20 protein-coding genes are annotated in these 21,731 nt (G+C 42.3%); 11 read left to right on the top strand and 9 right to left on the bottom strand.

The features are described from left to right. The 4 genes from JXA84_01435 to JXA84_01420 all read left to right on the top strand — a co-directional run. Positions 1–2,389, top strand: a 2,389-nt coding sequence (locus JXA84_01435) for a response regulator (GenBank protein ID MBN1149863.1), incomplete at its 5' end; no start/stop codon positions are given. A gap of 29 nt (positions 2,390–2,418) precedes the next feature. Beyond that, positions 2,419–3,510 (top strand): aldo/keto reductase, encoded by a 1,092-nt coding sequence (locus JXA84_01430; protein MBN1149862.1) that lies wholly within the window; start codon positions 2,419–2,421, stop codon positions 3,508–3,510. 16 nt (positions 3,511–3,526) lie between these two features. Next, positions 3,527–3,988, top strand: coding sequence for a hypothetical protein (locus tag JXA84_01425; GenBank protein ID MBN1149861.1), 462 nt, complete (start codon positions 3,527–3,529; stop codon positions 3,986–3,988). A 29-nt stretch (positions 3,989–4,017) separates the two neighbouring features. Continuing rightward, positions 4,018–4,488: a hypothetical protein gene (locus JXA84_01420; protein MBN1149860.1), complete on the top strand. Its 471-nt coding sequence runs from the start codon at positions 4,018–4,020 to the stop codon at positions 4,486–4,488. Positions 4,489–4,531: 43 nt separating this feature from the next. Here JXA84_01420 and JXA84_01415 read toward each other — a convergent pair whose 3' ends face one another. From JXA84_01415 to JXA84_01405, 3 genes are all read right to left on the bottom strand, one after another. Then, entirely contained in the window at positions 4,532–6,352 is a 1,821-nt protein-coding gene (locus JXA84_01415; protein MBN1149859.1) for an ABC transporter ATP-binding protein, read from the bottom strand. Continuing rightward, positions 6,345–8,207: an ABC transporter ATP-binding protein gene (locus tag JXA84_01410; GenBank protein MBN1149858.1), complete on the bottom strand. Its 1,863-nt coding sequence runs from the start codon at positions 8,205–8,207 to the stop codon at positions 6,345–6,347. The genes JXA84_01415 and JXA84_01410 overlap by 8 nt, the downstream gene beginning before the upstream one ends. Positions 8,208–8,636: 429 nt before the next feature. Continuing rightward, positions 8,637–10,046 carry an MFS transporter gene (locus tag JXA84_01405; protein MBN1149857.1) on the bottom strand — a complete coding sequence of 470 codons (1,410 nt, stop codon included), beginning with the start codon at positions 10,044–10,046 and terminating at the stop codon, positions 8,637–8,639. An 81-nt stretch (positions 10,047–10,127) separates the two neighbouring features. On the opposite strand from JXA84_01405, the gene JXA84_01400 reads away from it, so the two are divergent. From JXA84_01400 to JXA84_01375, 6 genes are read left to right on the top strand one after another with little or no spacing between them, the layout of a single operon-like run. Continuing rightward, positions 10,128–10,982: a lysophospholipid acyltransferase family protein gene (locus JXA84_01400; protein MBN1149856.1), complete on the top strand. Its 855-nt coding sequence runs from the start codon at positions 10,128–10,130 to the stop codon at positions 10,980–10,982. After that, entirely contained in the window at positions 10,909–11,646 is a 738-nt protein-coding gene (locus JXA84_01395) for a glycosyltransferase family 2 protein (GenBank protein ID MBN1149855.1), read from the top strand. The genes JXA84_01400 and JXA84_01395 overlap by 74 nt, the downstream gene beginning before the upstream one ends. Before the next feature lies 1 nt (position 11,647). Then, positions 11,648–12,388, top strand: coding sequence for a 5'/3'-nucleotidase SurE (gene surE, locus JXA84_01390; protein ID MBN1149854.1), 741 nt, complete (start codon positions 11,648–11,650; stop codon positions 12,386–12,388). Next, positions 12,385–13,032 carry a protein-L-isoaspartate(D-aspartate) O-methyltransferase gene (locus JXA84_01385; GenBank protein MBN1149853.1) on the top strand — a complete coding sequence of 216 codons (648 nt, stop codon included), beginning with the start codon at positions 12,385–12,387 and terminating at the stop codon, positions 13,030–13,032. Before surE ends, JXA84_01385 begins: the two co-directional genes overlap by 4 nt. Further along, positions 13,032–13,439 (top strand): hypothetical protein, encoded by a 408-nt coding sequence (locus tag JXA84_01380; GenBank protein MBN1149852.1) that lies wholly within the window; start codon positions 13,032–13,034, stop codon positions 13,437–13,439. The genes JXA84_01385 and JXA84_01380 overlap by 1 nt, the downstream gene beginning before the upstream one ends. Further along, positions 13,402–13,755, top strand: coding sequence for a VOC family protein (locus JXA84_01375; GenBank protein ID MBN1149851.1), 354 nt, complete (start codon positions 13,402–13,404; stop codon positions 13,753–13,755). The genes JXA84_01380 and JXA84_01375 overlap by 38 nt, the downstream gene beginning before the upstream one ends. Here JXA84_01375 and JXA84_01370 read toward each other — a convergent pair. From JXA84_01370 to JXA84_01360, 3 genes are read right to left on the bottom strand one after another with little or no spacing between them, the layout of a single operon-like run. Beyond that, a complete protein-coding gene (locus JXA84_01370) occupies positions 13,732–15,423 on the bottom strand; it encodes a YgiQ family radical SAM protein (GenBank protein MBN1149850.1) in 1,692 nt (563 codons plus the stop codon). The two genes, JXA84_01375 and JXA84_01370, sit on opposite strands and share 24 nt — an antisense overlap. Continuing rightward, on the bottom strand, positions 15,420–16,109 hold the full coding sequence (locus JXA84_01365; protein ID MBN1149849.1) for a TIGR00266 family protein: 690 nt from the start codon (positions 16,107–16,109) through the stop codon (positions 15,420–15,422). Before JXA84_01365 ends, JXA84_01370 begins: the two co-directional genes overlap by 4 nt. Beyond that, positions 16,099–16,563 (bottom strand): NYN domain-containing protein, encoded by a 465-nt coding sequence (locus tag JXA84_01360; protein MBN1149848.1) that lies wholly within the window; start codon positions 16,561–16,563, stop codon positions 16,099–16,101. The genes JXA84_01365 and JXA84_01360 overlap by 11 nt, the downstream gene beginning before the upstream one ends. Positions 16,564–16,679: 116 nt before the next feature. Between JXA84_01360 and JXA84_01355 the strand changes: the two genes are divergently transcribed. Continuing rightward, positions 16,680–18,062 carry a diguanylate cyclase gene (locus JXA84_01355; protein ID MBN1149847.1) on the top strand — a complete coding sequence of 461 codons (1,383 nt, stop codon included), beginning with the start codon at positions 16,680–16,682 and terminating at the stop codon, positions 18,060–18,062. A 6-nt stretch (positions 18,063–18,068) separates the two neighbouring features. On the opposite strand, the gene JXA84_01350 is transcribed toward JXA84_01355, so the two are convergent. From JXA84_01350 to JXA84_01340, 3 genes are all read right to left on the bottom strand, one after another. Then, positions 18,069–19,361, bottom strand: coding sequence for a hypothetical protein (locus JXA84_01350; protein MBN1149846.1), 1,293 nt, complete (start codon positions 19,359–19,361; stop codon positions 18,069–18,071). A 5-nt stretch (positions 19,362–19,366) separates the two neighbouring features. Then, positions 19,367–20,749, bottom strand: a complete 1,383-nt coding sequence (gene gatD, locus JXA84_01345) for a Glu-tRNA(Gln) amidotransferase subunit GatD (protein MBN1149845.1) — start codon at positions 20,747–20,749, stop codon at positions 19,367–19,369. Beyond that, a partial coding sequence (locus JXA84_01340; protein ID MBN1149844.1) for a Glu-tRNA(Gln) amidotransferase GatDE subunit E occupies positions 20,749–21,731 on the bottom strand: 983 nt, incomplete at its 5' end. The genes JXA84_01340 and gatD, both read right to left, overlap by 1 nt.

The following is a 21,731-nucleotide window of genomic DNA, read 5'->3' as shown; positions in this document are numbered from 1 at the left end:
TTTTCTCGGAGTGCTCTACATGGTCGATTTTTATAAGAGAAATCTTTCACTGAGAAAAAAAGAAAAAGATCTCAACGAAGAATTGCTGACATACGAGACGGTTTTCAAAAATCTGCCGGATTTGATTTTCACTTTTGACGAGCAGGGATTTTATAGAGAAGTGATTTCAAAGAGATCCGAAGACATTTTGTTGCCGATGGATACAATAGTCGGGAAAAACATAAAAGATATTTTTCAAAAAGACATCGCTGAAGAGGCTTTGAATCTTATAAGGGACACACTCAAAACAAAAAAGAACAATCGGATGGAGTATTCGCTGAATATCGAAGGCGAAGAAAGGTACTTCGTGGCAACTCTGATTTATTTGTCGAAAAACAAAGTTTTGTCGACGGTTAGAAATGTCACTGATTATGTCTCGGTCAACAAATCTCTATCCGAGAGCGAAGAAAAATACAGGTTTCTCTTTCACGAGACAAGCGACGGCATCATGAGGTTTGAAATAAAATTCGGCGTTTCCATCGACCTGACTCCTGAAAGACAAATCGAGTTATTTTATGAAAATGCTTTTCTTGCTGAGTGCAATGAAGCTTACGCCAAAATGTACGGTTTTGAGAATTCTTCTGAATTGATAGGGAGAAAAGCGAAAGAGTTTTTGCCACTGGATATTCCCGAGAACAATGAGATGGTTCATAGACTTATCGAATCAGGCTATAGAATGTCAGACGTCACGACGTACGAAAAGGACAGGTACGGGAAGAACAAAGTGTTCAGCAACAGTATAATAGGCAAAATAAAAGATCAGAAAATTTACGATATTTGGAGCATACAGAGGGATATTACCGAGAAAATGATTTCCCAAGAGAAGAGCAGACAAGAAAAAGAGCTCATGGATAAGATTTTGTCTTCTCTTGAGATAGGTATCATAATTTACGACAAGAGCATGAATGTCCTCTGGATCAACGAATATATAAAAAAAATATTCCCCTACGGAGATCCAGTGGGCAGAATTTGTTATGAGCACTTCGCGAAAAGATCTTCGACGTGCGACAATTGTCCCGTAGTAAAAACTTTTCTGACGGGTTTAAACCAGATTCAGGTGAATTTCGACCCGAAGGTCAACAGATGGTTCGATCATAGAACATTTGCAGTCAACGATGAAAACACCGAAGGATTTCAGGTCCTGGAGGTTATTTTCGACGTCACCCAGCAAGTAAAAGACAAAGAAACCAAAGAAAAAATGGAAAGGGAGATAATCAAATCCCAAAAACTTGAAAGTCTTGGAATTCTCGCAGGCGGAGTCGCTCACGATTTCAACAATCTTTTAATGGGTATAATGGGTAATGCCGACCTCCTGTCGGCTAAACTGAAGAATTCACCAGACGTTAAATCACATATCCTGGAAATTCTGCAAGCTTCAAAAAGCGCTTCGGAACTGACAAAAAAACTTCTGTCATATTCCGGTAAAGGAATACTCGAAACTCAGTATGCGGATGTAAACCTATTGATAGAGGAATCGAACCAGATTATCGGGCATTCGGTTCCAAAAAACGTGACGTTAAAATACGACCTTGAAAAAGGGATACCATTTATCAGGGGCGACATAATTAAATTAAGGCAGATGGTCGGCAACCTTATAACCAACGCTTTTGAATCCCTCGAAGGCAGAAATGGATTGATTATCATACGGACAAAAGTTTATCCAAAAATTGTCGCAGACGGCAAAAACGAAATTTTGGGAGAAATTAACGAAAGTGTTAGCTACATTTCAATAGAAGTCTCCGACAGCGGTTCAGGGATGGACAGGGATACCCTTTCAAAGATTTTCGACCCGTTTTTTTCAACGAAATTCGTCGGAAGAGGGCTTGGACTGGCGGCGGTTCTCGGAATAGTCAAAGCGCATAAAGGTTTTATTAAAGTGGTTTCGGAACCGGGAAAAGGATCGGTCTTCAAGGTTTTTCTGCCTGTTATCAAGAAAGAGAATGATGAAAAAACCGAAAAAAAAATCCATTCTGAAAAAAAAACCGTATTGCTGATAGAAGACGAAAAAATGGTTAGAAACATCTGTGAAAAAATGTTGAGTTCAATCGGCTACAGAGTTTTGACGGCTGAAGATGGTTTAAAAGGAATAGAAGTATTCTCTTCTGATCCTGATTCGATAGCGGTCGTGATTTTAGATCTGTCGATGCCGAAAATGGACGGGAAGGAATGCCTGCTCAGAATCAGGGAGATAAAAAAAGACGCCAGAGTTGTGATTTCAAGCGGGTACAGCGAAGAAGACATGTCGAAAGAATTTCATGAAATTGAAGTGAACGGTTTCATACAAAAACCTTACAACATAAAGACGCTCAAAAACAAACTCGCAGAATTAACCCAGGGAAGGAAAAATTGAGAAAAGTCGAATTTTGCGGCTCGGAAAAGATGGTTTCTGTTCTCGGAATGGGCTGCATGAGGCTTCCTTTTAAGGGTTCAATTGATAATATCGATTATCTCGAAGCCGAGAAGGTTCTTACGCAAGCACTCGATTCCGGAATAAATTACTTTGACACCGCTTATCCTTATCATGGAGGTAAAAGCGAGATTTTTTTAGGTGAATTTTTCAGGGGTGAACAAAGAAAAAAAATATATTTAGCGACAAAACTCCCTGTTTGGAAAGTAGAAAAGACAGATGATTTTGACAGGCTTTTAGGCGAACAACTGCAAAAACTTCAGACAGGTTATATCGATTTCTATCTGCTGCACGCCCTTTCATCTTCTACATGGGAAAAGGTTCAAAAATTTACCTTGATAGAAAAAGCGCTTGAAGCCAAAGCCCAGGGAATTATCGGTTCTCTTGGATTTTCATTTCATGATGAATACAATGTTTTTGAAGAAATTATATTCAGTCACGACGAATGGGATTTTTGTCAAATACAGTACAACTACATGAATGAAAGTTTTCAGGCAGGGACAAGGGGTTTAAAACTCGCGGGTTCAAAAAAAATACCCGTAATCGTTATGGAGCCACTTCTGGGAGGCAATTTGGCGGTTCAGCCGCCGGAGGTCCAAAAATTTTGGTCCCAATCCGGGAAATCACCCGCGCAATGGGGCCTTTTGTGGCTCTGGAACAAAAAAGAAGTCTCCATAGTGCTGAGCGGCATGAACACGGTCGATCAAGTCAGGGAGAATTCACAGGCAGCGGAGATTTCAAAATCCTTTGCTTTGACAGATGAAGAACTCGGTGTTTTCGAGGAAGTAAAAAGGGCTTACCATGCTTTGAAAGAATTCGACTGCAGTGGCTGTTCTTACTGCATGCCTTGCCCGTCTGGGGTCGACATACCGGCCAATTTATCTCTCTTCACGGATTTTTTGATGTATAGAAACAGGCAAAACACAAAGATAAGGTATCGTTTTATGCCTGATAACTCGAAAGCAGGTCAATGCGTCAAATGCGGCGTGTGTGAAAGCAAATGTCCGCAGAAACTTGATATCAGAAATCTTCTCGATAGATTCCGCGAGGTTGTAGATTTCTGATCGCGGGAGGTATTTTTTGCCGGATGATATGAAAACAACGGAAAATAAAATTAAAAAACATATAGATGAATGTGTTGGTTTAAACACCAAGTGTTACGAAAAGCTGATTTTTTCAAATCCCAACGGAATCGAAAAAATTGAAGAATTGTTTCAAAAAGCGCTTGGAAGATTTGCCGAAGAATCTCATCTTCCAATGGGAGAGACAGTCGAAGGGCAATTTTTTAAATTTTGTTTCATCAAAGACGGCTCTTACAGCGCCGTGGCAAATTACTGTTCAAAAAATCCGGATAAAAGGATAATCCATTTGTTTTTGGTTCCCGATTTGATTGTGACTGCCCGTTCAAATTCAGACTATTTTGAGCCTTGCTTCGAGGTAGAAATCAAATCCGACGAGCAAAAAAGACTCGACAGGGTTTTTTACGTTCTAACGGATTTGTTTTCCAAATCATCTTGTGAATTGATTTTGATATCGTCGTGAATTTTGACCTTAAATTTAAAGGAGTTGAGATGAAGCACGCTGTTTTATCTTTTTTGATCTTGGTTTTTACCGCGTCGTTTTCCTCCGCCGAGGTTGTTGAATATCCAGAATTAGGCGTTTCTTTTTACCTCTTCGACAACTGGAAAGCAGAATACGCAGGTGAAGATCTGTGGGTCTGGACCTCTGACGAAATTCTGTTCATATTATTTTCTCCGACGACCAAGGAGACATTTGTCGAAGATTTCGATGATATGATTTTAGACTTAGAAGCATCAATAGGAGAAATCGATTTGGATGAACCTGAAGAGGAGACCCTAAACGGAATGAGAGCTTTGTACGGAGAAGGATCTGTATCTGGCGGTGAAATACTCGTGGCTTATTTCATATTTGAATTGTGCGATGAAAAGGGACTCATAATGCTGGGTTTTGCCGACGAAGAAGAAATCGAATTACACGAAGATGAAGTCGAAGAATTCATAGAGAGCATTACACCTCTTTAATAATGAAAGCCCGACCGCTTCTGGATGAAGCGGTCGGAAAATTTTACGCGCCCAGGTATTCAATTTCCTTTTCGTGGATAAATTGGTTTTTGTACAACTTGAAATACCTTCCGCCTTTTTTTATCAACTCTTTGTGGGATCCTTGCTCGGTTATTTTCCCGTGATCCAACAGAATAATTCTGTCGACTGATGTAATGGTTGAGAGTCTATGGGCGATTACAATACTCGTTCTGCCTTTCATGAGTTTTTTGATGCCTATCTGTATCAATTTTTCGGTTTCAGTGTCGACGGATGACGTCGCTTCATCGAGAATGAGTATTTTGGGATCGCTCAGCACCGCTCTGGCAAGCGATATGAGTTGTTTCTGTCCTACAGATAGAAAACCTCCGCCTTCACCGACTTCCGATTCGAAGCCTTTATCCATTTTCAGTATGAATTTGTCGGCAAAGACAGCTTCAGCGGCTCTTATCACCTCATCATCCTCGGCGTTTAGCTTGCCGTATCTGATGTTATTAGATATTGTCCCGCTGAAAAGATGCGGAGTCTGAAGCATGATACCTATGCTCGACTGAAGCTTGTGCAGAGACATTTCCTTGTAGTCCTTTCCGTCAATCAGGATTTTACCTGAAATGGGTTCGTAAAACCTGCAGACAAGACTGGCAATGGTCGTCTTTCCAGACCCTGTTTCTCCTACCAGAGCGACGCTTTCGCCCTTTTTTACATGAAAGTTGAAATTTTCCAGAACCCAGGATCCCGGCCCGTAACCGAAACTAACATCTTGAAACCTGATATCGCCTTCAACGGAATCAGAATTCCCAGAGGTCGAGGCTTCTTTGAGGAGGACTTCCTGTGTATCGAAAATTTCAGGTTTGACGCCGAGAAGTGAAAACACTCTTTCCGCAGACGCCTGAGCGTTCTGAAACTCAGAAAAAATTCTCGCCAGATCCTGTACAGGTTCGAAAAACCTTATCGAATATGAAATGAATGCTACTAACGTTCCGTATGTTATCAATCCAACAGTGACGGATTTCCCTCCGTATATTACCGCTATGGCGGTTCCAACGCTCGAAATCAGAAGGACGAGAGGAAGGTACAAAGACGAACGAAGAGCCGCCGAAAATGAAGCTCTGAACATCTTTTTTGTCAAAAAGCGGAATTCTTCCAGGTTTTCCGATTCTCTCACGAGAGTTTTTGTCGTCTTGGCGCCTGTTATGCCTTCGTTGTATGCTCCTGTAATCCGAGAATTTGTTTTTCTTACCGATCTGTAGCTTTTAAGTATCAATCTTTGAAATTTCAAACTGATAATAACGAGAGCGGGTATTGTGACGAAAACGAAAAGAGCGATTTTCCAGTTCAAGAAGAGCATTATAATGCTTATTGCCGACATCATTGTAAAGCCCCAGATGAGATCGACAAAACCCCAGGCGAAAGTGTCGGCTATTCTTTCAATATCCGAAGTCATTCTCGCTATAATCCAACCCACGGGAGTTTTGTCGAAATACGAAAATGAAAGTGTCTGAATCTTTTCAAAAGCGCTTTTTCTGATGTCGTAACACATCCACATGTCAATTTTCCCTGCGACAGAAATCAGCAGAAATACGTTGACGCTCTGAAAGATCACCAGAAAAACATAGGTCATTACAAAAGGCGCCAAGAAAGCGTGGTCCTTCTCAATCACCAGTTTGTCTATCGCGTACTTGGTCATCAAGGGAAACGCGGCGTCGATGACGGCTACGGATATCATCACTACGAAGAGAAGAGCCACGAATTTTGCGTATGGTCTGGCAAATGCAAGTATCTTCTTCCAGAGGGCGGGACTCAGGCCTTTTGTGAATTCTTCTTCTTGGAAATAATATTCATTCATATGCCACCTCCTTCTCTTTGGAAGGCGTTTTGAGTGTGACGTCTTTTTCGAATTGAGACTGAATATCCCACACTCTTTTATAGAGCCCTTGCTCTTCGATTAATTCCTCGTGCGTCCCCTCTTGTTTGATTTCGCCGTTTTCAAGAACGAAAATTTTGTCCGCTCCAGAAATGGAGGATATCCTGTGGGATATTATGATGGTTGTCCTCCTGCCTTTTCTGCTTTTGAGAGCGGCTCTGATCTTCTGGTCCGTCTCTGAATCAAGAGAGCTGAAAGAGTCGTCAAAAATCAGAACGGGAGGATCGCCTAGCAGTGTCCTCGAGATGGCTATTCTCTGTTTTTGTCCGCCAGAAAGCGTGACTCCTCTTTCTCCTACAATTGTTTCATATCCCTTTTCGAACGACATAATCACGTCGTGGACAGCGGAAAGTTCGGAAGCGTTGCGCAATTCCTCTTCTGATGATTTTTTCTTTCCCATTTTCAAATTTTCTTTGATTGTTTTTGAGAACAAAAAAGGTTCCTGTAGAACGATTCCGATGTTTTTGCGAATGTGGTGATAGTCAATCGTTTTCAGTTCTCTTCCGTCTACGAGTATGGATCCGCTTGAGTATTCGTGCAGCCTCGGAAGAAGGCTGACAAGAGATGTCTTCCCGGAACCGGTAGGACCCATAAGCGCTACGGTCTGACCTTTTCTGATTTTCATAGACACATTTTTAAGAGACGGTTCTTCGGATTCATGAAAATAGTGCCAGACTCCCTTGAGTTCAATGTCTCCTTTTATTTCAAAATCAGAGGCAAGTTCTTTGTCCGGGATGACCCTGTTGTCTCTGGATATAGGGTATTCTGTGTTAACCCCAAGTATTTCATTCACCCTTTCTACAGAGACGAAAGTTTTTCCCATATCCGTGATAATTCTTCCCATCTGCCTTATAGGCCAGAGGAGAAGGCCTTCGTAGGTCACGAAAACAACGAGAGTCCCAATAGAAAGCTCGTGGGATAGCGCCATTTTAGATCCTATGACAGTTATCAATGCTATTTGAGCCATACACAGAAAATCTGAAGCGGACCAGTAGAATGACAAGAGTTGTATCAGTTTGTAGGTCAAATCCCTGAATTCGAGGTTTTTTCTGTCAAACTTGCTTATTTCAAAATCCTGTCTGGCGAAAGCTCTCACGATTCTTATTCCGGTTAAATTTTCCTGCAGCGTAGCGGAAAGCGCCCCTTCTGCTTCGTCCGATATTTTGAAGGCTTTTTTCACTTTCAAAAAGAAAAAAACGGCAAAACCGAAAATAACCGGTATTATAGCCATCGAGTAAAAAGTCATGACTCGGTTGAGGTTGACCATGATGGGCAAGACAAGGCACAGCATTACAAGAGCCCTCCCGATTTCGATGAACTGAACTGAATAGAATCTTCGAATAGTCTCTACATCGGAAGAACACCTCTGGATTAAGTCGCCTGTTTTCACCCCGGTGTGGTATGAATAGGGCAAATGCTGAATATGGTTGTAGAGCCTCTCCCTTAAATCTCTTATCGCTCCTTCCGAAGAGCGTGATGAGAGAGCACCCTTCAGCAGAGTGAAAATACCCTGAAATAGAGTCGAAAAGACGAGCAGAAATCCCGCAAAATAGAGATTTTTGCTTAAAGGGCTTTTGCCGTCAAAAAAGAAAACTTTCTTCAAGAAAAAAGGGATTTGAGCTTCGCTTCCCCCGAGTATGAAGTCAATTACGTGTCTTATAATTAAAGGTGTCAAAAAAGCAAACGCAGACGCAAGCGACATGCATATCAATGATGAAAAAAAAGGGAGGCGGTGTCCTTTCATTATTTCGTTCATTTGTTTTAATTTCGTGAACATAAACATACCCTCTGCAAAAACGCATGGTTAATCGTTTTTATTTCTTTTGGAAATTCTGCCCGATAGGGGCGGCAACAGCTAATTGCCGAGTATGACGCCGGAGTAAATCATCTGCACCTCACCGCTAAAAGATGAAAGATGATTTATTAAAAAAACCATTTTGTCAAGAATATTTTTCATGATGAGTTTGATTCCATGTTTACCACGTTTAGTTCCCCGTGAAGAGTCGTGGTCGGGGTTGAACGGAAAATATCTAATCTAATAGACTTTCATCCATTTATCAAATGAAGTCAATCTATGCCGGCAAGCAATGTCAGAAGCAGTACTCATGGCTTTGGGCAAGTTTTTGGATTTGCTTCTTGCCGCAATTTAATATGCGACTGCTCTTATAATATATAAGTCCGGTGAGGGGGTATATTCGATTAAACACTATTTCTTTACGACAATACCCCGCAGTAGAAGAGCTCTGTTGATTATCCTCATCTTGACAGAAGTCATCATGTACATCAGGGCAAAGCCCAGAGGTCTTGATTTAGTCTCATGTACCCAAGAAAGAGGGATTTCCGACGTCAGTCGCAAGATTCCGGTCAGGGCGAAAAGAATTTGCTCGGGTTCAAGGTAAAAATGAGAGGATTTGAAAGCAGGGGGCATGAAAATCCCAGACAACAGAGAACTCACTACTATTCCGAGAGCCGTGAAAGCTCCGAAAAACCCTGAATATACTTGGGTTCTGTCTTTGGGAGCTATGGATAGGACGAAGTTCGTGAAAATAATATTCGTCGCTGACCACATTATACCCGAAGATATAGCTTCAATATAGACAAGCCAAAAATTGCTTTCTTTCAGAAAAATCCACAGCATAGGGTTCAAACCGCCTAGAACAATCGTCATTCTCATTGTCGTTTTGTTTCCGAACCGGTCTATGAAACTGCCCCAATACCTGAGAGATATTATCGAAGAAACGACACTGACAGTGCCGTAAACCTGTATCAAAAAAAGGTTCATTTTCAACTTTTGAATCATGAAGGGCGCCCAAAAAGGAGATCCGACCCCCACGGCTAACGTAAACCAGGTGGCAAAAATCAGCAGTTTGATGAAATTCACGTCTCGAAAAGGGGAATAGACGCTGTCCTTGAAATTTTCTTCGGAAGGTTTCCTGGGTCTTTCCTTTTGTCTTGAGAGTATTATCGCGCTTAAAACCCCTGATATGGCGGCTACGGAAAATGCCGCGGCGAAAGCGTAGATAGTGTTATTTTTTGTGAAAAGACTGGAAAACGTTGAACCAGATTGACGTATGAATTCATAGAGCTTGCCCTGAGATTCGAATAGGTCAAAAATGAAGCTGAAGACGAAACCGGTCATGAGCGCGGTGAGCATCAAAAATTGTGTTCTTTTTGAAAAAAACCTGCCTCTCACTCTCTCAGGAACAAAATCAGCGATCCATGATATCCAAATGTTTCCAGCCGTAGCTTGAACCGCCGTTACGGTGAAAAAAAGAAAAGCGAATAATATTTTTGACAAATCGTCTTTGAACAAAAACGGCAAGAACCCGAAGAACAAGGTCAAAAACCTGCTGTACAAGAGGAGGTTTACGAGAATTTTTTTTCTGTAGGTCTGCTTTCTTGTTATCAGGAAACCCAGGGGTTGGAATAGCTGGGATAGCTGGCCTATAGCAGTCAGAAGACCGAAATATAGGGGTCCGGCGCCAATCATGATGGCAAATTTTGTGATGAAAATGCTGCCTGGAGCAGCGATAGAGGAGAAGACCTGGGCGAAAGCTCCTTCGGTAAAGGAAATTTTTACAAAGGAAGAATTTGATTTGGTCTTTTCTTTTATCATATACTTAATTGAGTTTTCAGTGATGTTAAGGAAAAATAATTTCGTGTCAATCTCAATTTATAAACAAAGGGGCGTTTGTTTTTGAACAAGTTTTCTGTCTACGTATTTTTGGAAAGAATTATTGAAACCTTTAACGAAAACAGCTATCTGAAATTAGCCCAATCATCTTCAAAAATCGCTCGAATCATTCTGAAAAGAAACCATTCAGCCCTTTTGAAAAACCTGTCAATCGCCATCTCCTACGGAGGTGTAAATCAAAATAATTACAAACTCATAGCCGAAAAAAATTTCAACCTTTTCGCGCTGAATCTAATCGAATTTTTAGGGCGCTCCGGCAGAAAAGCTGAAGAGATGGTCGAAGGAATCGAAGGAGACGTCGATTCAATCAGAAAATTGCTCGATGGAGGAGAAAGTATAATCGCTTTAAGCGGGCATATCGGAAACTGGGAGCTTCTGGGCTCTTTTGGAACTGTTTTTGGCCATCCCCTTTACGTAATAGCCGCCGAACATTATTTTGAGGGCGATTCAGAGCTATTCATGAGAAAGCGAGAAGAAAGAGGTGTTGGGAGCATTTGCGCCGGCAGAATTTATTCGTTCCTGAAAAAAAATCAAGATCCTCATATACTCGCGGTCCTGGCGGACAGGAGTGATTATGGCAGAAAAGTTGAAATTGAAATTTTCGGAGGTGTTTCGGTTTTTTCGCAGTCTTCTTTTAAACTAGCCCAAAAATTCTACAGATACGCGGTTTTTCCTTTTGCTTTGAAAACTGGAAATGGTAAATATATAGTTTATATACACGGCCCTTATGAAACAGGCAATGATGAGAGTGCAGATTTTGCAAAAAGGAAACTGTTGAAAAAATATGTCAAATTGTACGAAAACTACGCAGGAAATTTCCCGGAGCAATGGCATTTCTACAGGCGATTTTTTAAATGAAGTCGCTGTAGTCATCCCTGCTTTCAACGAAGAGAAGTCGATAGGAGAATTGGTAGAAAATATAAGGGGAAATTACGGTTTAAAAGTCTGTGTTGTCGATGACGCCTCTTCTGACAAGACAGCTGAAAAGGCGAAGGAAAAAGGCGCGTGGGTCTTGAGGATCGATAAGAACAGTGGTAAAGGAGCCGCGATCATAAAAGGAATGGACTGGGCAGTGAAGAATTCTTTCAAAGGAGCTTTCCTCATGGATGGTGACGGCCAGCATTCCCCGTCTGATTTGAAGGGATTCATAGAATCGTTAGAATTAGGTTTTAACTGCGTGATAGTAGGGGTGAGGAAATTCACTGTTCTGAACATGCCCCTGCCGAGAATAATTTCAAACAGGACGACATCACTTGTCTGTTCTATTCTCTCTAAACAAAGGATAAGAGATTCTCAATGCGGCTTCAGGTATCTTTCTTCTGAAATTTTCCGAAAAATGCATCTTAAGACCAAGAGGTTTCAAACTGAGACGGAGATGATAATACGTGCCGCGAAAATGCGATCGGAAATAAGGGAAGTTTCGGTTCAGACTCTTTACGCAGGTGAAAAAAGCCACATAAACCCTTTTGTGGATACCCTGAGGTTCATAAAACTGATTTTTATGTTTTTATCGGAATCATGAAGTGAAAATTTTAATAACCAACGACGACGGCATAAACGCTATGGGTTTGCAAGCGCTGGAGCAAAACCTTTCAGACCTGGGGGAAGTTTATGTAGTGGCTCCGGCAGAGGAACAGAGCGCTTCAAGCCATGGCATATCACTTAGAAAACCCGTGATCGTGAAGAATTTAAAAGAAAGGGTTTATTCCGTTTCAGGGACGCCAACCGATTGTGTTGTCCTCGCGCTCAGAGGCGGATTTTGTCCAAAACCCGATTTAGTGGTTTCGGGAATAAACCAAGGATACAACATCGGAGAAGATATTTTGTATTCAGGTACTTTTGCCGCCGCGGCCGAGGCTTCGCTTTCTGATTTGCCGTCATTGGCTGTTTCTCAAGAATACTCAAAAGAGTTTTCAACTTTTTTGAAAACCGGTGAAATCGCCGCAAAAATCCTTCCTGTAGTGCTCAAATTGGGAGGACTCTGGAATTTAAACGTTCCGAAAAATCCGGTTTCATGCTCGGTTAAGATAACTTTGATGGGCCACAGGAAATACGACAGAGAAATTGAACCGAGGCAGGACCCTTTGGGGAGGGTTTATTATTGGCTTTCTGGTGATAAACCTCTATGGGATGTAATAGAGGGAACCGACATAGCCGCTGTTGAAAAAGGGTACCCTTCTCTGTCTCCTTATAAGATAAAAAACCTGTTTGATTCCGATCTCGCCCAGAGTATTGTCGGAGTGTTGGAAGGCGAGGGGGGATGAGACTTTCCAGGGAGATGATGGTGAAGATTATCCAAAAAAAAGAAGACCCAGTTAAAAATCCCTTGGTTTTAAAAGCGATGTTGTCTGTTCCGAGGCATCTTTTCGTGCCGGAAGAATTCAGGTCCAGGGCATACGATGACTCACCTCTGCCGATAGGAGAAAACCAGACTATTTCGCAGCCGTACATGGTGGCTAAAATGACAGAACTGGCTGAACCGCGACCGGGGGGCACTTTTCTTGAAATTGGTACTGGTTGCGGTTACCAAGCCGCCGTTCTTGCGGAAATAGTCGAGAGAGTTTATACAATTGAGCGGATTCCTGAACTGGCTAAAGACGCCAAAGAAAAATTTGACGAATTGGGTTATAAAAATATCAACGTCAGAGTTGGAGACGGTTCAGTGGGCTGGCCGGAGATGGCTCCCTTTGAAGGCATAATAGTGACGGCAGGCTGTCCTGAAGTCCCAGAAACTCTTGTCGGACAACTTGCCGTGGGCGGACGTTTGGTTATTCCTGTTGGATCTTTGAATTTTCAAGAACTGTTGGTTGTTGTCAAGAAAAAAGACGGTTATGATATTGAGAAGAAATTTGGATGCGTATTTGTTCCTCTGATCGGAATTAGAGGATGGAAACAAGGAGGATTCTGATGTGGTGGTTAGGAAAAGTTGTAACCTGGAGAGAAATAGTCTATTTTATGATATTGATTGCAGGCACTGTCTGGGGCTTCATCAGGTGGTCGAAGCTGAAAGGCGAAAGGTCTCCCGACAAGAACAAAATTTTATCTGGGTTCTACATATTTCTGGGTTTTTTTTCAGCTTTCGCGGTTTATATTTTTCACGTGATCGCTGATGTATCAGCCCAGAGAGCAGCCATTCGCCAAGGGCTCGAAAGCGCTCCTCCGATACCTTTGTGGGGTTCTTTGAGAGTTTTTGAATGGTCTCTTCTCGTCGCTGGCGCCTTGGTGAGTGTTTTCTACGGGTTAAGATCTCAAAATCAGATTCAAAGGAACAAGTCCGATGAAAACGGACAAAATGATAGTATACTTCAAAGTTGATGAATTCGAAAAATGCTCTGAATTCGCAGTCGACACACTGGGTTTTACATCTTTTAGAAAAAGCGATAACTGCGAAATCTTTTTAAACGAGTCAAAAAATGCCGGGATCGGCTACTGCAGAGCTCATGGAGAAAATACTTCTTCTCTCGGGTGCATGGTTTCGTTTTGCGTGGAGAATGTCGATGAATGGCATGAAAAGATCAAAAAAGCCGGTTTCGCGATGACAGATCCACAAAAAAATGAAAAGCACGGAGTTTACCATTTCTACGGCGTAGATCCGGCGGGTAATACTTTAGAGTTCATGAAATTTCTTTGAAGCTCCACCAGCGAAATTTTCTCTTCTTTTGTGCCTCTCGCTCTGTTTTTTAACTGTTACAACCGGTTTTTTTGTCGCTGCGTCAATGCCGGTGTAGTAGGCGCAGGTAGAGTCTGTCATTGGCGTTGGGGTGAAATCCTGAAAAGACCTGTTGAATACCATGCTTTTTTTTGAGAAATCGAGCAGCTCTTTAAACTCTTTTTCTCCTTCCCCCGGGTGTGAAAGTATAAAATACGGCACCAACTCGACTCTCGAACCGAATTGAACTTTTGCCGCGTGGAACCTTTGTATAAAATCTTCAAATTCATGAGGTCTGTATTTCCTGATGATCTTCAACACCGACGGGCTTATGTGCTCCGGTGCGACCTTTAGAATTCCGCTTGTGTAGTTCAGTAATATTTTTTTGAGATATCTGTCTTCCACGAGAATTATGTCGAGTCTTAGGCCGGAACCGATACTGACTTTCTTGACGCCTTTCTTGCTCGCGATTTTGTCGAGAAGACCTAAATACTTTTCGGGATCTGTCTTGAAAAATGGGCACTTTTCAGGATAGAGGCACTCTCTGTCGTTGCATCCGCTCCCGGGATATTTAGAGCAATAGCTCCCGTACATGTCTGCGCTGGGGCCTCCAACGTCGGTTATGTGCCCTCTGAAGAAAGTATTTCGTGTTATAGCATCCAATTCATCCATTATGGAATCTTCGGATCTGGAGACGATTGTTTTGCCCTGATGCAGTTTAATCGAACAAAACGAGCAGGAACCTGCGCAACCCCTATGCGAAGTTATTGAATTAGCTATCATTTCGAGGGCGGGAACCCTTCGAGATGATACATGGGCTTTTCTCGAATAAGGCAACGAATAGACAAGATCCAAAAAAGCGCTTTTCACGGGCATTGCGGGCGGATTGCATACGACATAACGAGTATCCTGTTTTTGAGAAAATAATTTTCCGAAGACAGGATGGGAATTTGCGTTGACAGCGATCTGCGATTCGAGAAAAGCCGCTGGATCATTTTTGACGTTTTCGAAAGACGGTATTTCCAGACCATCGGGTTCGCCAGATAGGTAGCATGTCCCTGGTATACCCTTCTTGTCAAAATTTTCAGGGTTTGATCTTATCCTTTCGGCTATCTCAAGAATTTGGGTCTCTCCCATTCCGAAAACAAGAAAATCCGCTTTAGAATCGGCAATAGCCGATTTTCTTATGTTGTCGCTGAAATAATCGTAGTGGGCTATTCTTCTCAGAGAAGATTCAACTCCCCCGAGAACAATAGGTGTATTTTTGTATAATTCTTTAGCCCAGTTAGAATATACTATGCTCGCTCTGTCCGGTCTTCTCTTCGTGCCGTCGTTTCTGAAAGCTCTTCCGAACGAAGAGAATTTGTCGTCATTTCTGATTTTTCTGTTGCCCGTGTAATTAGATACTATCGAATCGAGATTTCCGGCGGTTATGCCGACAAAAAGATCAGGTTTTGGAATTTTCTTTAATGTTTCTTTTGTTGGCTGGGAACAAACGGCGGTCTTGTATCCATGATGCTGAAGGAGTCTCGCAATAAGCGAGACTCCGAATGAAGGGTGGTCGACGTAAGCGTCGCCCGTCAAAAGAAGAACATCGTAACCTGTTTTATACGTCCAGAGTATTTCTTCTCTCGACGAAGGAAGCGTCATTTTTTAGGCACGTAAGGTATTATCAGATTAGCCAAGCCTTCCACTTGCCTTGTCTGCAGATAAATTTTGCCGGGGCCTTGATATCTGCACACGAAACCTTCGCCGGAAGTGACGGAAGATATGAAACCCTTGGCGGCTTTTTCGATTTTGTATTGAACCGTGGCGTCGAAAGCTACAATGTGCCCGTTGTCGACGATGTATTCTTGTCCCGAAGGTATTTCGACTTGGTGTATCGCTCCGAAACTCGATACAAAAAGCGTCCCTGTCCCTGTCACTTTTATCATGAAAAGGCCTTCTCTGGAAAAGAAGCTTTTTCCTCCGGTGAACTTGGTGTCGATTATCAGAGAGGAAGAAGAGGCGAGGTAAGATCCGGATTGGACCATGTAGGATTGATTTTGAAGTTCAATTACTGTTACGTCGCCTACTCCTGAAGGGGCGAGAATTATCTCTCCGGGTGAATTAAGAGCTGTGTATTTAGCTTGAAAAAAACTTTCTCCGACAAAAGATCTCGCGGCGGCTTTCATAAAACCGCCGAAACCCGATTTTCCGCCACCCATCTCGGATTTTAATTCTATGTTCGGAGTCATTGCGACCATAGCTCCGGCTTCGCCTGTCAGAGATTCGTCTTTGTCCAAAAAAACTTTAGCCACGGAATAGCTGGGCTGGTAGAGAATTTCATACTTCATCTGCATCTCCTTTGTTGAAGAGTTTCAACCAGTAATCCACACTTTCAGACGGACTGATTTTATCATCTTTCTTGAGAGGTTTCTTCTTTTTTTTCACCGCTAAAGAGGCGTCTTTGAAAACAAGAGCGCCAAACTTTTTGCATCTAAAAGAGAGCTCCCTGTCGGCTGTGACGACAAATACCCTTTGACCTGCTGTAGCGCTTTTTTCAACCAAATTGACTATAAGTTCGTCCGCCGAGTCTTCCGAGCTGGAAAACATGATTTCAACCCCCGGTCTTTTTTCTCTCGATGATGTTTTTCCGCTGCCGTCGAAGACAACGAAAGTATAAAAATTTGATCCGGAGGTCAAAGCTCTGACCTTGGACATCAGATTTTCACGTTCCTCTTCTCCGAAAAGGCTGTCAGGGTTTCTACCCAGGATGTTGTATCCGTCTATAATAAGAATTTTCTTCACGTTCTGTTCAATACAAAGATGGTGAATTCAGAGAAATTATATAGTAAAATTAACTAAAAATAAGGTTTTTTATGATGCGCCAAGACGTTCGAACGAAAAGAATCTCCCCAAAAAATTTGAAGATAGTTTTGTGCGGAGTAAAAGACCCCGTACACGAAAAGGTCGTCGGTATATTGAACGGGGAAGGGGTAGAATTTTTTGAAACAGAAAATTTTTTAAAAGAAGGAACTGAAATTAAACCCGAAGATTTTTCTGCTTTCATTGTAATATATTCTTCCGAAATGGAGATTTCAAAGATAATTGATTCTATTAAAAATTCTGAAAATCACGCAGATCCGGCTCTGGTAGTCATTGCCAACCCCAGAAACCTGAAAATCGAAGAAGCTTTCAAGGCCGGAGCTGACGACTATGTCGAAAAGAAAAAAGTCTCTGAAGAATTGATACCCCGGCTTTTACAGGCTGTTTCAAAAACCGATTCGTTTAAAAAACTTCGAGAAAACGCGCTTCAACTGAGGTTTCTCTACGAGACGTCGGGAATTTTTAATTCTTCCCTCGACATAGACGTCGTAATTGAGCAAATCTTGCAACTCACCGTCAAAATCACCGATTCTGTGTCCGGAACCATTTTTTTGACCGATTCCGGGGGTAACGTCATAAAGAAAATCCTTTCACGAGAATACGGATCCAAAAAAAAGCAAACCGCTGTTGTTGAAAAGATAATGCAAAATGGATTGGCGGGTTGGGTTTATCAGAACAAAACAGCCGCCTTGATAAAAAACACTGATAAAGACAAGAGGTGGATAAAAATTGACGACGACAATTCGAATTTCAAATCAGCCATTTGCATGCCTATTGTGAGAAGAGAAAACGTTCTCGGTTTACTGACCCTGCACCATGAGGAAGAATCTCATTACGACGAGAGACAAGTTGAAATTCTGACGCAAATCACGAATCAGGCGGCAATCTCGATCGAGAATTCTAAAATATTCAGCCAGCTTCACTACCTTTCAATGACTGACGAGTTGACGGATCTTTTCAACAGAAGGTTATTTTTCACAATAGCCGACAAAGAATACTTCAAAGCGACGAGGTTTTCGGAGCCTCTTTCTCTTTTGTTGATTGACATAGATGATTTTAAAAAAGTCAACGATGTTTACGGACACTTGGTAGGAGACCAAATTATAAAAAAAACCGCGAGAATTTTAAAATCAATAATCCGGAATTTCGATGTTTTAGCCAGATACGGAGGAGATGAGTTCATGATCCTATTGCCGAGAACCGACCTCCAGGGAGCGGTCGAGTTGAGCAAAAAAATACTCAAAGAGTTTCAGGACAAGGAAATTGAAGTGGACGGGAGGAGCATAAAAATAACGAACAGCATCGGCATTGCAGAAGTTCAAAAGGGTTGCGAAAATTTTTCCGATTTGCTCAGACAATCAGACAAAGCTCTTTACAGAGCCAAGTACAAGGGCAAAAACCGTATGGATGTTTATTACTGAATTCCACTAATGCTTGTATCTCCACCCGTATGTGAGATTGAGATGGGACAGGTGTCTGTCTGGGTTGATAGCTTGGTCTATCATATAGTTTGAGCCGGTCAGCACGACTATGGAATTGTCGGTTTTCAAAGAGACGGCCTTTTCGTAAGCCTCTCTGGGATTTTCGATTATTTCGACAGGAACCGCGGACGATAGTTGAAGGGATTTGGCGATATCCTCGGGTTCGACCGAACTGTATGAAGCGCGGGTCACGATTATTCTTTCGGCTATGGAAGAGATGTTTTTGAAAATCTTATCTGGAGACCTGAGATTCGAGAGAGCTACGACTAAAATGATTTTTTTTTCAAAAAAATTCTTTTGGAGATGTTCAAACAGCGCATGAATTTTATCTTCATTGTGAGCGATGTCGATGAAAACGCCCGGGGCAATTTCTTCAAACCTCCCCAAAAAAACGACTTCTCCCATTTTTTTCAGGGCTTTGCGTATGTCTCCCTTGCCTTTGAAAAATCTGAAGATCTCAAGGGCGAGAGCGGCGTTTTTGATTTGATGTTCCTGGTTGAAAATCAGGAAGTTTTTACCTTCACCTAAATGGAAATTCCGGACTTCTTCGACACTTTTTTCTTTCAACCTAATCAAATCCGCATTTTGTTTTTCGCAGAATTGTGCAAAGATTCGGACGATTTCGTCGTCTGGCTCAGCGGTGAAAAGAGGTTTTCCAGTTCTGATTATTCCGGCTTTGTCGCATGCTCTCTGCCATTTTTCTTCTCCGAGGCTCAGCGGATGGTCGTATCCAACGGATGTGATCACGGCCGCTTCGGCTTTCAATGCGGTCAGCCTTTCGTATCTGCCGCCGCAACCTGTCTCCATAAATGCCCAGTCGACTTCATGTTTTTGAAAAATCAAAAGCGCAAAAAGGACGCAGACCTCGCTGTAGGACAATGCCAAGCGTTTTTTTGAAAGCATTTTAACGCTCAGTGGCAAAAGTGTATTCTCCCAAATATCCAAAATTTCGTTCTGATCGACGATTTTTCCGTTTACAGAAAATCTTTCTCTGAAGTCGAAAAGATGAGGATTGACGAATGCGCCTGTTTTGTATTCAACAGAAAAAGCCGCTTCGAGAAAACGGCACACCGATCCTTTACCGCTTGTTCCTGCTATTTGAATGAATTTTGAACGGTGGTTTTGGGGAAAGAGTTCGCCCAAAACCTCTTTCATAAGACTAAAACGCAGATACTTTTGGGCAGTCCAATCACAATGATAGATCTGATCGACGTCTGTGTAATAGGGGTAATTTGACATTTAGGCTATTTATGAATCTTGCCCAGAAAATCTTCCACCTCGGGTATTCCTCCCTGGAATATGAGGTATCCGTTATAAGGTTCTCTTTCGGTGATTTCATCGCAAACAGGAGAGAGCATGATTTTCTTGACTTCATCAGGGTCATCTGATTGCCCGAGAGCCCAGCCTAATTTTATGTAAGCAACTTCGGGGAGCATGTTCTCAGCCGGTATAACCCCAAGGCTCATAAGATCCCTGCCTGTGTCGTAGACGAACATGTGGGTATAACCCCATAAGGTCTGGACAGTCATGAACATCAGGACATTCTTTTTGGCCGCCCTCTCTATAGCGGGATATAGAGGTTTGTTTACGTGTCCAAGGCCGGTTCCAATAATTATTATTCCTCTGTAGCCGTTTTCGACCAGCGAATCTATCATATCGGGAGCCATGTTGGGGTAGTAGTAGATCATAGCGACTTTTTCTTCAAAATAAGGAAAAATTCCGACGTTTCTGTCAGTTCTCCTCTTTTTGTATTTCTTTCTGATAGGTGTGATTTTTTCCCTGTCGACCATAGCTATCGGTATATCGCCTACAGTGCGGAAAGTTGACCTGTACGAGGAATGCATCTTCCTGACCCTTGTTCCGCTGTGCAGAAGACCGAATTTATCGGAAGTCGGACCGAACATGCACACCATTACTTCAGCTATGTCTGATTCCGCTGCTGTTTTCACGGCGTGTATTAAATTGAGCGCTGCATCGGAAGACGGCCGGTCGGATGATCTTTGAGATCCGACCATGACTATCGGTATAGGTGAATTTTGGATCATGAAGGAAAGAGCCGCCGCTGTGTGGTGCATTGTGTCTGTTCCGTGTCCTATGACTATTCCCTTGGTGCCTTTTTTTATCTCTTCGCCTATAGCGACGGCGAGTGTCTTGTATTGCTGTGGACCCATGTTCTCGCTGAAAACGGCGAAAAGCTTTTCCGTGGAGAGATTGCAGATGTCTGCTAATTCCGGAACCGCGCCGTAAAGTTCTCCCGGTGAAAATGCAGGTATGACAGCGCCTGTCCTGTAGTCGAGTCTCGAAGCTATGGTTCCGCCGGTTCCGAAAAGTTTGATCTGGGGTTTGTTCGCGGAGAAGAAAAATTCTTTTTCGGGAATTTTGTAATGGGCTTCTTTGTATCCTACGTTTTCGATTTCGGTTATTATGTCAGCCGATATGCCGATGTTGTATCCGTTGGGTATTTTCAGGACTATGTGCCGGTCGTCGTCGTTTACGGATCTCGGAAGGATAATACCTCTGAATTCGCCTCTTTTGGTTTTTATGATTACATCCGTCCATACAGGCGCGTTGAATTTTTTCAAAACATCAAGAGAAATTCCCCGGTAGCCCTTGTAGATTTCAAGCATTAGTCTATCTCCGCTTCAAGCTCTTTAAGGGGTATGTTGCCGGTGGAAAGGTCTTTTAATCTTCCCATGAGCCATCTTTTTTCTGCGCCGTCGTTTTTGGATTTTCTGATTTTAGAAAAGTTTTTTTTCAGCTCCGGAATCATGGCAATTATTTCTTTTTTGTCTTTTTTGACGAATCCCGCCGTTGAAAAAAGAGACTCGGGCTCCATGTTTGGATTCTCAATTAGTATTTTTGAGACATCTTTGATTTTTTCGAAAACTATTGATTGAGATTTCATGTATTGGAATACGACCGGTAATTTTGTGTATGGAAAATTCTTTTTGTATCTGCCTTCGAGGTTTTTAATGTAATGCCCGAATAGGCATGAAAGAAATTTTTGATCTATTTCGAAATTGGTATGCAATTCTTCCAAGACGGGCAGAAGGTTTTTTTTCATCAGATAAACATTGACGTCGTCGGGGATATCCCAGGATTTCATCTGGGAGAACCTGTCTTCAATGGAGATCGGGAGAGAGTTTTCGATTTTTTCGATGTAAGAATTTTCAATAGGTATCGGTGCAGAGTCGGTGTCGGGATACATACGATCTGGTCCCGGCAAAACCCTTTCAAAGATCGTCGTTCCGTCCAAAAGTCCTTTTCTTGTCTCACCGGGCACTCCGTCAAAGAGCAACATACATCTTTCTTCGATTACGTCTCTCGCAGTTTCAATATCCTCATGGGGTCCCCATAATACGAGTATGGAATCCTTTTTTTCAGTTTTAAGAGACCTTTCAAGCTCTTCGAGAAGTTTCTTGTTTTCTTTCAGATAAAAATCCTCGGTGTGCATAAGATTTGGTTTTTCAAGACCTGCTATCACTTTAAGCCTCGTGCTGAGTTCGTCTGCAAATTCCTTGCCGGGGGACATGAAAAAAGAAAGGATTCCGTCGAATCCTGGGAGTTTTAGGGCGAGGGCGGACAAGGTTTCTTTCCCGTACGCAATCG

The sequence above is a fragment of the candidate division WOR-3 bacterium genome (assembly GCA_016926475.1).
Classification (GTDB): Bacteria; SDB-A; SDB-A; order SDB-A; family SDB-A; genus JAFGIG01.
This window is presented reverse-complemented; position numbering and strand designations above follow the sequence as displayed.